This is a genomic window from Nitrosospira sp. Is2 (assembly GCF_033095785.1).
Classification (GTDB): Bacteria; Pseudomonadota; Gammaproteobacteria; order Burkholderiales; family Nitrosomonadaceae; genus Nitrosospira.
The window spans coordinates 1,078,224-1,094,050 of the sequence record NZ_CP137134.1 but is presented as its reverse complement, the minus strand read 5'-3'; the positions used below and the strand labels follow the sequence as shown (position 1 = coordinate 1,094,050).

At 52.3% G+C, this 15,827-nt stretch carries 13 protein-coding genes and 1 tRNA gene; 13 read left to right on the top strand and 1 reads right to left on the bottom strand.

Annotation, left to right across the window (positions count from 1 at the left end; translation table 11 throughout):
• The first annotated feature begins 95 nt into the window (after nt 1-95).
• The 8 genes from R5L00_RS04780 to ychF all read left to right on the top strand — a co-directional run bounded on the left by R5L00_RS04780 (nt 96) and on the right by ychF (nt 7,201).
• Nucleotides 96-1,814, top strand: coding sequence for a tetratricopeptide repeat protein (locus R5L00_RS04780; RefSeq protein WP_317653600.1), 1,719 nt, complete (start codon nt 96-98; stop codon nt 1,812-1,814).
• 17 nt (nt 1,815-1,831) lie between these two features.
• Nucleotides 1,832-2,533: a lipoprotein insertase outer membrane protein LolB gene (lolB, locus tag R5L00_RS04775; protein ID WP_317653599.1), complete on the top strand. Its 702-nt coding sequence runs from the start codon at nt 1,832-1,834 to the stop codon at nt 2,531-2,533.
• The gene (gene ispE / locus R5L00_RS04770) at nt 2,526-3,389 is read left to right on the top strand and encodes a 4-(cytidine 5'-diphospho)-2-C-methyl-D-erythritol kinase (RefSeq protein WP_317653598.1); all 864 of its coding nucleotides are present in this window, start codon (nt 2,526-2,528) and stop codon (nt 3,387-3,389) included. Before lolB ends, ispE begins: the two co-directional genes overlap by 8 nt.
• 3 nt (nt 3,390-3,392) lie before the next feature.
• A tRNA-Gln gene (locus tag R5L00_RS04765) sits at nt 3,393-3,467 on the top strand.
• A gap of 108 nt (nt 3,468-3,575) precedes the next feature.
• Nucleotides 3,576-4,526, top strand: coding sequence for a ribose-phosphate pyrophosphokinase (locus R5L00_RS04760; protein WP_317653597.1), 951 nt, complete (start codon nt 3,576-3,578; stop codon nt 4,524-4,526).
• A gap of 108 nt (nt 4,527-4,634) precedes the next feature.
• A complete protein-coding gene (locus tag R5L00_RS04755) occupies nt 4,635-5,321 on the top strand; it encodes a 50S ribosomal protein L25/general stress protein Ctc (protein WP_317653596.1) in 687 nt (228 codons plus the stop codon).
• A 105-nt stretch (nt 5,322-5,426) separates the two neighbouring features.
• Nucleotides 5,427-6,008 (top strand): aminoacyl-tRNA hydrolase, encoded by a 582-nt coding sequence (pth, locus tag R5L00_RS04750; protein ID WP_317653594.1) that lies wholly within the window; start codon nt 5,427-5,429, stop codon nt 6,006-6,008.
• 101 nt (nt 6,009-6,109) lie between these two features.
• Complete coding sequence (gene ychF / locus R5L00_RS04745) at nt 6,110-7,201, top strand: redox-regulated ATPase YchF (protein WP_317653592.1); 1,092 nt, start codon at nt 6,110-6,112, stop codon at nt 7,199-7,201.
• A gap of 176 nt (nt 7,202-7,377) precedes the next feature.
• Here ychF and R5L00_RS04740 read toward each other — a convergent pair whose 3' ends face one another.
• Nucleotides 7,378-11,283: an esterase/lipase family protein gene (locus R5L00_RS04740; RefSeq protein WP_317653590.1), complete on the bottom strand. Its 3,906-nt coding sequence runs from the start codon at nt 11,281-11,283 to the stop codon at nt 7,378-7,380.
• 658 nt (nt 11,284-11,941) lie between these two features.
• Here R5L00_RS04740 and R5L00_RS04735 point away from each other — a divergent pair.
• The 5 genes from R5L00_RS04735 (at nt 11,942) to nudB (ending at nt 15,731) form a co-directional block, all read left to right on the top strand.
• Nucleotides 11,942-12,136 carry a hypothetical protein gene (locus R5L00_RS04735; RefSeq protein ID WP_317653588.1) on the top strand — a complete coding sequence of 65 codons (195 nt, stop codon included), beginning with the start codon at nt 11,942-11,944 and terminating at the stop codon, nt 12,134-12,136.
• Between the two features lie 250 nt (nt 12,137-12,386).
• The gene (locus tag R5L00_RS04730) at nt 12,387-12,695 is read left to right on the top strand and encodes a zinc ribbon domain-containing protein (protein ID WP_317653587.1); all 309 of its coding nucleotides are present in this window, start codon (nt 12,387-12,389) and stop codon (nt 12,693-12,695) included.
• Nucleotides 12,696-12,708: 13 nt separating this feature from the next.
• Nucleotides 12,709-13,380: a DUF502 domain-containing protein gene (locus tag R5L00_RS04725; protein ID WP_107693822.1), complete on the top strand. Its 672-nt coding sequence runs from the start codon at nt 12,709-12,711 to the stop codon at nt 13,378-13,380.
• 30 nt (nt 13,381-13,410) lie between these two features.
• Nucleotides 13,411-15,177 carry an aspartate--tRNA ligase gene (gene aspS / locus R5L00_RS04720; RefSeq protein WP_317653586.1) on the top strand — a complete coding sequence of 589 codons (1,767 nt, stop codon included), beginning with the start codon at nt 13,411-13,413 and terminating at the stop codon, nt 15,175-15,177.
• Nucleotides 15,178-15,272: 95 nt separating this feature from the next.
• Nucleotides 15,273-15,731 carry a dihydroneopterin triphosphate diphosphatase gene (nudB, locus tag R5L00_RS04715; RefSeq protein ID WP_317654112.1) on the top strand — a complete coding sequence of 153 codons (459 nt, stop codon included), beginning with the start codon at nt 15,273-15,275 and terminating at the stop codon, nt 15,729-15,731.
• The last annotated feature ends 96 nt before the right edge of the window (nt 15,732-15,827 follow it).

The following is a 15,827-nucleotide window of genomic DNA, read 5'->3' as shown; positions in this document are numbered from 1 at the left end:
TTGTGATAAGCGTAAAATATACCTAATATGTGCCCTGTACTGAAGGACAATCCCGCCAGTTAGAGCCCTTTTCGAACCTTAGTCTGGATTTTTCCATGAGTCTTAGAATTCCTGGCGCATTAGCGCTGCTTTTTCTTGCTGCCTGTGCGCAGATTCCGGCGAAAACCGATATCAATGCGGACAAGCGGGCGGAAAAGCTTCGTGCTGGTCAGCCAAAACTGCCCGTGCAGGACCTGACTTCACCCATGCTGTTTGATTTTCTGGTGGCGGAAACGGCCTTGCAGCGTGGCGACCAGGAAATCGCCATTCGTACCTATCTGAAGCTTGCAAGAACGACCCGGGACCCGCGAGTGGCACAGCGGGCAACTGAAATCGCGCTTCAGTCGCGCCAGGCTGTACCGGCGCTTGAAGCAGCCCAGATCTGGGTAGAGGTCAGTCCGGAATCGGTGACCGCCCAACAGACGCTGGCGGCGCTGCTTGTAAGTGCCGACAGGTTGGATGAAGCCCGGCCTCATCTCGAAAAATTTCTCGCGGCAGCAGGAAATAATATTGATGAGGCTTTCATGCAGTTGAACACCCTGCTGGTACGCAGCCCCAATAAAAACGCGACTTTTGAGTTGGTCAAGCAACTTGCCGCGCCTTATCCAAAGCTGCCGGAAGCCCATTTTGCCGTGTCCCAGGCCGCGTGGTTCGCCAACGAATTCGATATTGCGCTGACCGAAATGAAACAGGCGTTGGCGCTGCGACCGGAGTGGGAGATGGCCGCGATTTATCAAGGACGAATACTGGCGCGTAATTCCAATGCAAGCGCACTCCAGTTTTACGAAGAGTATCTCAAGAATTATCCCAAAGCCAACGATACGCGGGTCACCTATGCCCGGTTGCTGCTGGCGGAAAAAAATTACAGCAAGGCGAGAGACGAGTTTCAGCGCTTGCTGAAGGAAAATCCGGACAATGCGGACGTAGCCGTGGCTGTGGGCCTGCTCTCGATGGAGTTGCGCGACTACGATGTGGCGGAGTCTAATTTCAAGAGAGCGCTGGAACTGGAATACCGCGATGCCGGTATGGTGCGCTTTTATCTCGGTAGCCTGCATGAAAGAAATCAGCAAATTGATCAGGCAATGGAGTGGTACCGCTCAGTGACGAGCGGGAATCAGTATATCCCGGCACAAATCAAGTATGCCCTCCTGCTGAGCAAAAAGGGCAAGACGAACGAAGCGCTGCAGCACCTGAGGCAATTACCGGCCACGAATGACCAGCAACGCGCCCAGTTGATGATTGCCGAAGCGCAATTGCTACGGGAATCGGGCGAGTATCAGAAAGCGTTTCAGTTACTCAGCAAGGGCCTGGAAAAACTACCCGATTATCCCGACCTGCTATATGACCGCGCCCTGGCGGCGGAAAAAATCGGGAAGCACGACATCATGGAGTCGGATTTGCGCAAGCTGATCCAGTTGAGGCCGGATCATGCTCACGCGTACAATGCGCTCGGCTACGGTCTTGCCGAGCATAGCGATCGGCTGCCGGAGGCTCTGGAACTCATAGAAAAAGCGATCGCGCTTTCGCCCAACGATCCTTACATCATGGACAGTCTCGGCTGGGTACACTACCGTATGGGCAACATCAATCAGGGGCTCAGTTACCTGCAGCAAGCTTACGTGCTCAATCCCGACCCTGAAATTGCCGCCCATCTGGGGGAGGTGCTTTGGGTGCAGGGAACGAAGGATGAGGCGGAAAAAATCTGGCGTACGACGCTAAAGAACCATCCCGGCAATGAAGCCCTGCTCAGTACCATGAAGAAATTCATGAAGTAGCGCAGCACGGCGGAAAGATGGCTTATGCAGGAGGCCTAGAGCCGTTTCGAACCCTGACCGGAGCCAGTTTGCCCTTAAAAAACCGTTTTTTTGCTCGCTGGTGGGGCCTCGTTCTCCTGCCGCAATTTATTGCAGGGTGCGCGGCTCTTGCCCCTCCTGCCCCACAAACGGCTATCAGTACTGTCATCGCCGAGCCTGTGGCAGAGATGGCCAATGCTCAGTCGGCGGCTTTCGCGCTGGTTGGCAGGGCGTCGGTAAAAGGCGGCAAAGAAAGTTTTTCGGGTGGCGTGCAATGGCAACACTCCGGTAGCCGCGACGAAATCCTGCTGCTCAATCCGCTGGGGCAAACTCTGGCACAGATTCAGCGGACTTCTGAAGGTGTTCATCTGGCCACTTCGGAGCAGGAGAATTATTACGCGAGCGATGTGGAGAGCCTGACTGAACAGGTGCTCGGCTGGCGTTTGCCCCTGATGGGGTTGCAATATTGGGTCCAGGGCACGAATTCTCCTGCTACCACAGCGGCGATAGACACGGGTCCGGATGGGCGCGTTGTGGCTATCAGACAGGACGGATGGGAGATCGGTTACTCAAGTTATTTTCCCGGCTCGCCATCGCAGGCTATGCAGGGACAAGTCGCCCTCCCGAAGTTATTGATGCTCACACGCAACGGCCTACAAATAAAACTCGTGATTGATACCTGGATTTCCCTTAATGACTGATGCGAAGGTGTCCAGGCTTGCCTGCCTCGCTCCGGCGAAACTCAACCTGTTCCTGCACGTTGTAGGGCGCAGGGCGGACGGCTATCACCTTTTGCAAACGGTTTTCCGCCTGATTGATTTCTCCGATCAACTGAATTTCGTCCTGCGACACGACGGTACCGTGAAGCTGCTGTCGCCCATACCCGGCGTGCCCGAAGACACGGATTTGTGCGTGCGCGCCGCACGCTTGCTGCAACAGGAGAGTGGCGTGTCCAGCGGCGTGGATATTCTTCTGGAAAAGCGCATCCCGATGGGAGGCGGCCTTGGCGGGGGAAGTTCGGACGCAGCCACGACCTTGCTGGCCCTAAATCGCTTGTGGGGGCTGAACTGGCCACGGGACCGGCTGATCCAGCTTGGGGTCAAACTGGGAGCGGATGTGCCTGTGTTCATTTTTGGTAAGAGTGCCTTCGCTGAAGGTATCGGCGAAAAACTTGTACCCATCGACCTGCCACCGGCCTGGTATCTGGTCCTCACGCCGTCCGCCCAAGTACCAACCGCTCAGGTTTTTGGCAGTAAGGAATTGACACGAAACACGATTCCAATCAAAATACCGCCCTTTTCGGTCGAGCACGGGCATAATGATCTTGAGCCGGTGGTATGCCGCCTTTATCCCGAGGTAGCGCGCTGCCTGGAATGGCTCAAGCAGCTTGACAGCCCGCGGATGGCGGCTATGACGGGCTCCGGCGCTTGTGTTTTTGCCGAGTTCGCCGCTGAGCCCACAGCAAGAGCGGCACTAAGCCAGCTCCCATCCGATATGTGTGGTTTCGTAGCGCGGGGATTGGATCATCATCCCTTGCATGATTTTGTGGAACAGTGATACTGGGGAGTCGCCAAGTGGTAAGGCACCGGATTTTGATTCCGGCATTCGTAGGTTCGATCCCTACCTCCCCAGCCAGTTTTAAGTCTCGAAATCCGGGGCGAGTCGATCACATGGCGTTAACCGCGTCATTCGCGTGCACCCCGGTTCCCGGTTTAGAGCTTTTTTAACCTAAAACTTCCAGTCATGGCCTACGATAGCTTGATGGTTTTTACCGGGAACGCCAATCCCAAGCTGGCGCATGATGTGGTGCGGCATCTCAATATCCGTCTTGGGCGTGCAACGGTAGGGCGCTTCAGCGATGGCGAAGTGATGGTGGAAATCCTTGAGAATGTGCGGGGCAAGGATGTATTCGTATTGCAATCTACCTGCATGCCGACCAATGATACGCTGGTGGAATTGCTGGTACTTGTGGATGCGCTGAAGCGCGCGTCGGCCGGGCGCATCACGGCGGCAATCCCGTATTTCGGCTACGCCCGCCAGGACAGAAGGCCGCGTTCTGTCCGGGTCCCCATCACGGCGAAAGTCGTGGCGAATATGCTGACCACCGTTGGAATCGACCGGTTGCTGACCATGGACCTTCACTCGGATCAGATTCAGGGCTTTTTCGATATACCGGTCGATAATATCTATAGTATGCCCATCTTGTTGGGTGATTTATGGAAAAGCGATTTTCAGAATCTGGTGGTGGTTTCTCCCGATGTCGGAGGGGTCGTACGCGCCAGGCAAATGGCAAAACGGCTGGAGTGCGATCTCGCCATTATCGACAAGCGGCGTCCCAAGGCCAACGTTGCAAAGGTAATGAATATCATCGGTGACGTGCAGGGGCGCACATGTGTCATCATGGACGATATGGTGGACACCGCCAATACATTGTGTGAAGCAGCGCGAGCCCTGAAGGAGCATGGGGCGGAACGCGTCCTGGCTTATTGCACGCATCCGGTTCTGTCCGGTAACGCGGTGGAGCGGATTGCGAGTTCCGCCCTGGATAAGCTGGTGGTTACGGATACCATTCCCCTACGGGAGGATGCTAAAACCTGTGCGCGCATTCAGCAGTTGAGCGTGGCGAGTCTGCTGGCGGAAACAATGTTGAGGATCAGCAACGAGGATTCAGTAAGTTCGCTGTTCATGGAGTAGAAGGATACCTCTCTTTGCCGGAATCAGCTTTTACAGCGTAAGTAAGGTCTACAAGTTTTAATAACCGGAATCATCTGGTCGCGGGTGATCCACATTTTGGAGAAAATAATGCAGATCGAAATCAGCGCCAACAAGCGCGTATTGCAGGGCACAGGTGCGAGCCGCCGCCTGCGTGGTTCGGGCAAGGTGCCCGGAATCATTTACGGCGGAGAAAATCCGGCACAGCCCATCGAGCTGGACCATAACAACCTCTTTCATCAGCTCAAACTGGAAGCCTTCCATGCGTCCATCCTGTCGATGGAGGTTGAGGGCCAGAAAGAAACCGTGCTTTTGCGTGATATCCAAATGCACCCGTTCAAGCCTCTAGTCCTGCATATCGATTTCCAGCGCGTCGATCCCAACAAAAAAATTCACATGAAAGTGCCCTTGCACTTCATTAACGCGGATATTGCGCCAGGGGTTAAGCTTTCCTCTGGTCTCGTCAGCCACGTGCTTACCGAACTCGATGTTTCGTGTTTGCCGAAGGATCTGCCCGAGTTTATTCAGGTTGATTTGGCTGATCTCGCTGCTGGTAACACCTTGCACTTGAGCGACCTGACGCTGCCCGAGGGTGTGGAAATTCCATCTCTTATAAAGGGGGACGACTTGCCCGTCGCCACCATTGTCATTCCCCGCGCGGTTGCTGCCGACGAAGCGGCTGCCGCAGTGGCTGCGACGGAGGTTCCAACCACCGTGCAGAAGAAAGAGGGTATTGCCAAGGAAGGCGAAAAAAAGGACGCTGGGAAGAAGAAATAATACCTGCGGTTTCTCTGCCGTTTTTTCATGTGGGCCCGCTGGACTTAAACCGGTTCCGGCGGGTTTTCTTTTTAATAGCACAGGTTTTTTCACTCGTCGCGTTTGATGAAACTCATTGTCGGTCTTGGCAACCCGGGCAGGGAATACACCGCTACGCGCCATAACGCCGGCACCTGGTGGATATCGCGGCTGGCCGATCAATTAGGCGTTGCGTTAAAAGCGGAACCCAGATTTCACGGCCTATGCGCACGTATCGGCCAAGGCGAGTCCGAACTGTGGCTGCTCAATCCGCAGACCTATATGAACGCGAGCGGACGCGCCGTTGCCGCGTTGTGCCGCTTTTATAAAATCGAGCCCGATCAAATGCTCGTGGTCCACGACGAACTGGATTTACCGCCGGGCACATCCAGACTAAAGCTGGACGGCGGGTTGGGGGGCCACAACGGGTTGAAGGATATCGCGGCGCATCTTGCGACGCGGAATTTCTGGCGCTTGCGCATTGGCATTGGTCATCCAGGCGATAAGAATGCGGTGGTGAATTATGTGTTGCAGCCCCCCCGCAGAGAAGAGTCGGACCTCATAGACGAGGCTATCGAGCGCAGTCTGGAGGTTTGGCCGCTGATCGCGCAAGGTAATTGCCAGGCTGCAATGATGAAGTTGCACACCAAGGATAAAGAGGAAAAATAAGCCGTGCGAAATAATGCCGCATCGCTTCTCTTCCGGCTTCGAGGCATGCGCCTCGTTCCGTCACATCGGTCCAAAGCCAGTCGTTCACAACAGATTAAATTATGAGCCTCAAATGCGGTATCGTTGGTCTGCCCAACGTCGGGAAATCCACTCTCTTCAACGCGTTGACCAAGGCGGGGATCGCCGCCGAAAATTATCCGTTCTGCACTATCGAGCCCAATATAGGCATTGTCGAAGTTCCTGATCAGCGCCTCGCCGCACTCTCTGCAATCGTCAAGCCGCAAAAGATACAGCCTGCCATTGTCGAGTTTGTAGATATCGCTGGCCTTGTTGCGGGCGCCTCCAAGGGGGAGGGACTGGGCAACAAGTTCCTTGCTACCATTCGAGAAACCGATGGCATCATCAACATGGTGCGATGTTTCGCCGATGACAACGTTGTGCATGTGTCCGGGAACGTTGATCCAATTTCGGATATTGAAACCATACAGACCGAATTGGCGTTGGCTGACCTGGCTACATTGGAAAAAGCGCTGCAACGCGAAAGCAAACTTGCCAAATCGGGGGTCAAGGAAGCGATCAAGTTTGTGGCGCTGCTCGAAATGGTGCGGGCGCACCTTGACCAGGGGAAGCCTGTCCGAAGCCTGGGGCTTGACAAAGAACAAGAGCAGCTGTTGCAGCCCTTGTGCCTGTTGACGGCCAAGCCCGCGATCTACGTTGCCAACGTCGACGAAAAAGGTTTCACGAATAATCCCCTGCTGGAACGCGTGCAGGAGTACGCGGCGGGCGAGGGCGCACCGGTTGTCGCCATCTGCGCCGCACTGGAGGCGGAAATTGCCGACATGCCGGATGAGGATAAGCAGATCTTTCTTGCGGATATGAATCTTGAGGAACCTGGACTAAATCGCCTGATCCGTGCCGCCTACCAGTTGCTTGGCTTGCAGACGTATTTCACTGCCGGCGTGAAAGAAGTGCGCGCATGGACCATATCGAAGGGCGACACCGCGCCGCAGGCCGCTGCGGTGATCCATACCGATTTCGAGAAAGGCTTCATCCGTGCCGAGGTCATCGGCTACGACGACTTCATTGCCTGTAACGGCGAGCAGGGCGCGAAGGAGGCGGGAAAGATGAGGCTGGAGGGCAAGGAATACGTCGTCAAGGATGGCGACGTAATGCATTTCAGGTTTAACGTCTAGCAAGTCCTCGGATTTCTCCATACCTCAGCGTACGCCGACATTTCCTTGTAGCCTCGTCAATTTGACGAGAGAGACGGTATTTCTTCGCTCCATCGCAAGCTCCCCGCCAAGTAGACGGTTCAGAAGTTGAATTCGTCCTCGCGCACAATGGCTCGCGGAACACAGCCTAGGCGCTATCAGCGTACCCCGAGCCTATCCTCGTCATCCATCATGGACTCGTGCTTTATAGCACTATCGAGATAGGCGATATATTCTCGAACCCAAGACCTAACGTTCTCATGCGCATGATGAAGCAATGGTGACAGAGCATTTTTATCAGACTGCAAATAGGGGACAAGGGACCCGCACCACGTACCCGTTCCAAGGTTGGCTGATAATTCACTTCGAAACCTCTCAAGTCCTCCAAAGTTTTCTAGCAAGGCAATAAAAAGTGCGGTGGGCTGTTTAACACCGTCAGGACCTTCATCAAAGACATCTATCGTTCTAGCAACAAAAAATGGAGCTATTTTCAAGTTCTGTGTGCACCACTCGATTACAAAGTCCGAAGGCAACAGCGCAAAGACACTAGGTTGAGCGGCTGAGCGTGCTCCATCCCGTTCAAGAAGCTCTTGGAGCCAGAAGAGTTGTATCGGTTTCGCCGAAACAATAGCAGCACCGAAAATGGGCCAAACAGCTTCGCCGTAGGCTTTCATTATGTCTATGAGTAGAGGTTTTATAGAGTTGGAAATATCGCCATAATCAAGTTGGTCATTGGATGCGGCAATTATATGCCGACAGACATCTTCACAAAATGGTCGCCCTTCAGTCGCTAAAAGTTTCTTCGTTACCTCGACCCAGTGATAAATATCCATATGGCCACCAATAAATTCGTTATTATTTAGAGGGGTCTTAGTTACGAGTTTCCGTAGGGTGAGTCTATTCTCGCTAAACGTATTATCATCAGTAAAGCAATGCATGAACAGAATGCCAAGTGCAGTCCAAGCGCCTCTAGCATCGATTTCTGCCAGTTCTAGACAGAATGTAGAAATATCTTTACTGCTTAGATGGGATGTCGCTTTACCATAGCTTAAGATGGAAGCAGAGTTGGATTTCAACTGCCCGTCCCTAATGAGGTCGAGTAGTTTTAAAAGATGAGTGCTTTGCATTTCCCCGCTGCGGAGAGCGTTGGGATAGTATTTGATGAGATGTTTTTCAGTGGAGAATTGTTCCAAAACTGCGTTCCACCTGTTAATTGATCGGACATAAAGGCCGCTCAACAACCCCATCGCGAACAACTCGTTAGCGTTCTCGACTCGACCAAGCTCCGCCATGGTCAGCTGTAGCAAAAATTCAGCATCTTCAGATTCAGTTGCCAAGCGTTTACCGAAAACAAGTGTCTGTTTTTGCTCACCCGAAATCAGCAGAGGAATATATTCAGCTACCTGATTAATGTGTTTACTTAATTCGGTCGCCAATTGCTCAGCGTTCAATGCGGCCAGATCAATGTAGTCGCCCCGTTCGTCTTCCCGGTATTCTCTAGGGGGATTCACGACTACTATTTTTAACCTTTCAGAGAGGTTCTTTTCGTCTGGCGCAAGTAACCCGAGCCAATCGGAGAGGGCGTGCATTCCTTCCTGTTGCAGATCTTTAGTATCATGCTCAAATATACTTTTTATACTATCGAGTGCGCTGGGCCAGTATCGTCCGTTTAGCTCAACCAACCGTGTAATAGCGCGATCAAGCATTTCAATTCTGCCGTGGCGAATCATACGTCGTATAGAACGGCCAATAATTTCTTGTGCTTCCTGGGAATTTTCGTTGCGTCGTTCGACAAATTTCACCAGGATCGCAAAAGTAGCATCCCAATAATCAAATATTTCTTGCCACAATCTAGGGTGCCACTCTTTCAGCGGCGCAGAAGTTCCCTGATACTCTGCACCAATCGCGCGCCGGCCCCCATGTGTTTCCACCGAGGCATTAAGGGCTTTGATAACGACTTTATCAACGTCGCTATCATTCAACTCTATGGCTCTCTGAAGGAAACGCAACCTTAATGCAAAATCCGCTTCTGTTCCTGGAAGGTGAATTCCGAATAGATGCGAAAAGATCCCTGTTGCGTTATTACTCCAGCTTTCGTTTTCTGCTGACGCAAGCAGCATTAAGCTCCAAGCTGCCTCTTCAAAAACGCGAGCGTGAAAGACAAGTTTTTCTAGTGCCCAAACCAAGTTTCTCCTCACATCCCCAGAAATATTGGTTAATTCTTCATGGCTCAAGCTGTTTAGGATGCGAAATAAGGCGGAGGATGTGGCGATAGGGTCCACTTCAACAAATGAGCGGAGGAGGCGTGAACCCCTGGTCGACAAGATCGCCTCCGCTTGCCCAAAAGGGCCTTGGGGCCCGCATAGAGTTAGAGTCAGTTCTTTAACCTCTGGAATAAATGAAAGCATCGTTACCTGAAGGCAGAATGGCTCAACTAGATTCGCGGGAATTTCTTGTAGGAAAGACACTTGTTCTTCTCTATGTGTCTGATTCCACCACTCTGAAGCCAAACGTACCGCCAAAGGCTTAGGCACCAACTGAGCATAACGACCGCTTATGTCGACCAAGCCTTTTTGTTGAAATTTTTTTATACATTTATAAAACTCAGGAGCTGTAACTTTAACTACCTTAGTTGCAAGATATTTGTACTGATCGGACACTGCTTCTTCGCATCCGAACCGGTCAAACAATGAGCAACCTCTTAATATTGCTTGCTCGGTTTGATTAATGTCTCCCAGCAACCTCTCTGCCAGCTGATCATCCGTTAATTTTCCGACCTCCGGGTCATTCAATAATCGTGCTTTGGCGATAAGCACCGCCATCTGAGGGAAGCCTTGAGCAAACGCTGCGACGCGATCTAAATCGGGTATACTGTTCCCATATTCAGGTTGAAGTAAGGCTTTAATGTGGATTAAATCAAGTGGCCCGATTAGGTATTCGTGGGTACTGGCAGACGACCGGTCAAGACTATGATCCAAGGTTATCAGTAGAACGTTGCTGTCTGTTCTTGCAACTTCTTCGCTTAGATCTTTATGTAATTCTGGCTTGCAATTATCTACAATCAAAATTCCTTTATAACCCCGGTCGATCGCTCGTCTCAACCAGTTTCTTAAGCCAGAACTCTCATCAGCGGCATTTACGTACAGTACCTTGTCTTTAATTTCTTGAGGGGAGGCAAGTATTGCCTCATAGATGAGCCGAGTTTTGCCTAACCCCGACAATCCTTTTATGCGAAGAAACAAGCGCACTTTAGTAAGTTCGGTTAGCAATGAATCAAATACGCGTTGCCTGTTTTCATCCAAACAAAATTTGAACTTGAATAAATCCGAATACTTTTGCCAACCAGTGAAGTCAGATCCAATTTGTATTTGCGGTTGAAATTTTGGTAAATATTTCTTCTTCAAAATCGCGTTTTTTAAAATGTGGAACGACATGTCTGAAGAACATCTCGGCTTTGCGACGTCCAAATGACCTACCCCGGAAATTTGGAGAGGCGGAAGGCGCTTAAATGGTCCCTCAGCACTGTCTATACTCACTACCTTATCGTTCCCGGCGACTACAACAGTCATCTCTACATCATCTTCAATTCTTGACCGAGCCCAACTTTCGTTTAGCTGCTTTACGAATCCGGAGTTTTCCCTTAATTGCCAAAGATGAAGGTTTTTATGAATAGAAATCGCTCTACCAATTAACGCTAGAGGCGCACCGTTATTGGGAACTGCATACAGTATCACCTTCCCAGCTCGCGGTTTATTTCCCGCTATCCTTTCTTCCAATAGGTATTTTCGGATGATTAGGCCACCCAAACTATGGCCAACAAGAACAATCTCATCGGCATCGCCATGTTTGTTCTCGATTAAAGTTCTTAGTGTTTTAGCCAAGTCTTCGATCGACTGGAAGTCACGCTGAAAAATGTTCCACTTGATTCCCAAGAAAGGGGACGGGTAAACCATGAAATCGACGTTGACGTCTAAATCCGTATCTTCAGTAATAAGTTGAGGGAATGATCCCCATGTTGATGCTCCCCCACCTAGTCCATGTACAAAAATTACGCTAATACTCATCAAACACCTTCTTAAATGTTAGCCCTTTTCAAGTTAGGCAAAAAAGCTCGGCTTACCTATGAGTTCCATGACTTTCTCCCCCAATTCCATAAACGGAAAATATTTGCAGATCTCGATTTTCTGGTTTTGGGAGATAGCTTATCTCAAGCTGAGCAGTGGTGTAACGATTCTAAACTTGCATGCATCTCTGGTTTAATAGGTCAACCCGTGATCTTCTGGAAAGTTAAAATTTTATGTTGACGGGGCTAATAGGCGTTTGAGGATTAGAGTTGGAGCTGATGGAGTAAGGTCTAAAACAGGGGAAAGAATTCAAAACCGGATACGAAACCAGGTATAAATGACGAATTAAAATTATAAGAGTCTGTTGCAACAAGGTTTGTAGGCGGCTTTTTGGTTTAACGTCCAGGGCCAGGGAGTAACTCACCATTCCCTCCACGCTCAGCATTCATCTTTCCAGGGCTGCTAGTAGCTCATTCTCCTTACGGCTTTCAACTCGTCGATCAAGCGCAACAACGTTTACGGCGCCTATCGTAACTGCTCAGCCCGCTCCGCTATCCTATAGAGAACACAGGGGCTGCAAAGAAGCTCGGCACGTACTATCCTTGTGTTACAGGCATGTAAAAGATGAGACGACTGAAACACGAAACGGAGGGATGGAATGAAGTACAAAGTTCTTATTACCCCGGTGGCCCCATCGATAGACACTCACCCCAATTTCAGTGGCGTTCTGGCGAATTACGAAGTTGACGCCAACTCGGAATCGGAAGCCAGGGACGTTGCCTTTGACCGTTTCTGCCAGGAGAACCCATTCCGCTCTCATCGCCGTGATGATTTCATCATAAATGTGAGTTAAGCCGGGTTCTTAGCTGGTCTCTACCCGATCCCCGATCAATCTGCACAATTTCCCGTGTCCCGCGAAGGCGCGATGCTGGTTTAGTAATTTTTCTACCCTTTCTACTTGTAACCGCGTTCACGGCCCGTATTTTGCGGTTAGCCCCAGGTAAGGAACCTTTGCTGAACGAGTCCTCAGCGGAGAACTTATTCATGGGTTCGTTAAGGTATAATTCCTTTTTATCCCGATTCCGCTTTTGCTGGAGGATGTCATGCCGATATATGAATACCGTTGCGGGTCCTGCGGGTTTGAAAAAGAGTACCTGCAAAAGGTGAACGACGCGCCGATCACGGCTTGCCCCGCCTGTGGCAGCGATGCTTATGCGAAGCTCATTTCCGCCGCCGGTTTTCAGTTGAAGGGCAGCGGCTGGTACGCTACCGATTTCAAGAATGGCGGAAAGCCTAAATCCAAACCCGATGCCGAAACAAGCGCTGCCGCGAAGAGCGACACCGGTGCGGCGAAGAGCGACACCGCTACCCCGGCTGCGCCGGCGGCATCCCCTGCCTGCGTTGACGACTAACCCGCTGCGATACATGAAACGTTATTTCATCACTGGGCTCCTGATCTGGGTACCTCTCGGTATTACCGCTTGGGCGTTGAAATTTCTGATCAGCACAATGGACCAGTCGCTGTTGCTCCTTCCGCGCAGCCTGCAGCCGGAAACCCTGGTGGGCATCTACATTCCAGGCATGGGGGCCGTGCTGACCCTGCTGGTGGTATTCCTGACCGGTCTCGCCACCACCAACATTATCGGGCAGCGGCTGGTGGTCTTCTGGGAAGGCGTGCTGTGGCGCATACCGGTGGTGAAGTCTATCTATTATGGCGTCAAGCAGGTCAGCGATACTCTGTTTTCCAGTCAGGGCGAGGCTTTTCGCAAGGCGCTGCTCGTGCAGTATCCACGCCAGGGTTCCTGGACAATCGCGTTCATGACCGGGTCGCCGGGGGGCGATGTGGTCAATCATCTCAAGGGCGAGTACGTGAGCGTTTATGTGCCTACCACGCCCAACCCTACCTCCGGTTTTTTCCTGATGATGCCGAGAAGCGACGTGATCGAACTCGACATGAGCGTGGACGCAGCGCTGAAGTACATCATTTCCATGGGCGTGGTCGCGCCCGGCAACGGAAAAAAACATCCTACCCCATCGCAGGCGGTGCTGCTGCATGGCGCCAACACCGTCAATTCGACGCCGAGCGAAAAACCCTGATTCCCTTACTTTTCCACTGATCGACTCGCCATGCGAACTGACTACTGCGGCCTTATCGATACCAAATACCTGAACCGAACAATTACGCTTTACGGCTGGGTGCATCGCCGCCGCGATCATGGCGGCGTTATTTTTGTCGATTTGCGCGATCGAGAAGGCCTGGTGCAGGTGGTATGCGACCCGGATAATGCGGAGGCTTTCGGGATTGCAGAAAAAATTCGCAACGAGTTTGTTCTCAAAGTCGCAGGCACTGTGCGGCATCGCCCAGCCGGGACGGTTAATCCGAATCTGGTGAGCGGCGAGATTGAGGTGCTGGTTCAATCGATCGAAATTCTCAACACGTCGTTGACTCCGCCATTTCTGATGGACGATGAAAACCTGAGCGAATCCGTGAGGCTGGAGCACCGGTATCTCGATCTGCGGCGTCCTCAAATGCAGGCAAACCTGCGGTTGCGCTACAAGGTAGCAATGGCGATTCGCGTATTCCTCGATCAGCACGGTTTCCTGGACGTGGAGACGCCAGTGCTCACCAAGTCAACGCCGGAAGGCGCGCGCGATTATCTGGTGCCGTCGCGGGTTAACGTCGGGCATTTTTTTGCTCTTCCGCAGTCGCCGCAATTGTTCAAGCAACTGCTGATGGTTGCCGGCTTCGACCGCTACTACCAGATTACCAAATGCTTTCGCGACGAGGATTTACGGGCCGACCGGCAGCCTGAATTCACGCAGATCGATATTGAGACGTCTTTTCTGAACGAAGCCCAAATCATGGCGCTGATGGAAGAAATGATTTGCGGCGTGTTCAAGAGCGCCATGAATATCGATCTGCCGAACCCTTTTCCGCGCCTGCCGTACGCAGAAGCCATGTCACGCTACGGTTCAGATAAGCCCGATTTGCGCGTTCCGCTGGTTTTAACCGAGCTCACCGATGTAATGAGGGAAGTGGATTTCAAGGTATTCCGCGAAGCGGCGCAACGGCCTGGCGGACGGGTAGCCGCGCTTCTGCTGCCGGGTGGCGGCGAACTGTCACGCAAGGAGATAGACGACTACGGCAACTTTGTGGCGATATATGGGGCGAAAGGGCTCGCATACATCAAAGTCAATGCCCTTGAAAAAGGGGTGGAGGGCTTGCAATCGCCGATACTGAAATTTCTGTCTGAGAGCGTGGTGAACATCGTTCTGGAGCGTACCGGCGCGCAAAACGGTGATCTCATCTTCTTCGGCGCAGACAAGGCCCACGTTGTGAACGAAGCACTGGGCGCGCTACGCGCAAAGGCCGGCCATGATCGTGGTCTCGCCGAAGCTGGGTGGAAGCCGCTATGGGTGGTCGATTTCCCCATGTTCGAACGGGATGAAGAGGAAAACCGCTGGAAGGCGTTGCATCATCCATTTACTGCTCCCGCGGATGGTCACGAGGATCTGCTGGAAAACGATCCCGAGAGGGCCTTATCCAAGGCGTATGACATGGTATTGAACGGATCGGAGATTGGCGGCGGTTCAGTGCGTATCCATCGTCAGGAAATTCAGTCGAAAGTATTTCGCGCGTTGAATATCGGTGCTGATGAGGCAGACGAAAAATTCGGCTTTTTGCTGGAAGCGCTGCAATATGGCGCGCCACCCCATGGCGGCATCGCTTTCGGGCTTGACCGCGTCGTTGCCATGATGGCGGGCACTGAATCAATCCGCGATGTTATCGCCTTTCCCAAGACACAGCGTGCCCAATGCCTGCTTACGCATGCGCCCAGCGCGGTGGGCGAGAAACAGTTGCGGGAGCTGCACATCAAGCTGCGCCACATGTAGACGATTCAACGTTAAATTAACCCGCGAACGGACCAGTTCTGCCTGAAGACCGAAGACTTCTCAACCCGATCTTTCGCGATATTTTTGCGGTGAAAATGTACAAGATCCCGGTCTCCATTCTGGTAGTCATCCATAGCCCCGATATGCGCGTATTGTTGCTTGAGCGGGCCGATCATCCCGGTTATTGGCAATCCGTAACCGGTAGCCAAAACGAGGGCGAATCGCTTCAACAAACCGCGGTACGCGAAGTGGCTGAGGAAACGGGCCTGGACGCCAGCCGTTACGAGCTGACGGACATGGGGATTCAGAACGAATATGACATCTACGAGGAATGGCGGTGGCGCTACGCCCCGGAGGTGACACGCAATACCGAGCATGTCTTCGGCCTGCGGGTGCCTGAACCCATTCTCGTCACGGTGGCTGCGAGAGAGCACCTGGGGTTTGTCTGGCTGCCCTGGCAGGAGGCCGCGGAAAAGGTTTTTTCCCCGAGTAATGCGGAGGCGATAAGGAGGCTGGCTGTTGAGGGCGCGACAGGCCACGCTGAAAAGCACTGACCGACTCCTACCTGCCAGCCTCAGCCGAGCTTTGGCGGGCTGCGTCATTTCAGGAACTCATCCAGGATTCGCTCCAGGACGAACTGATGTTCAGCA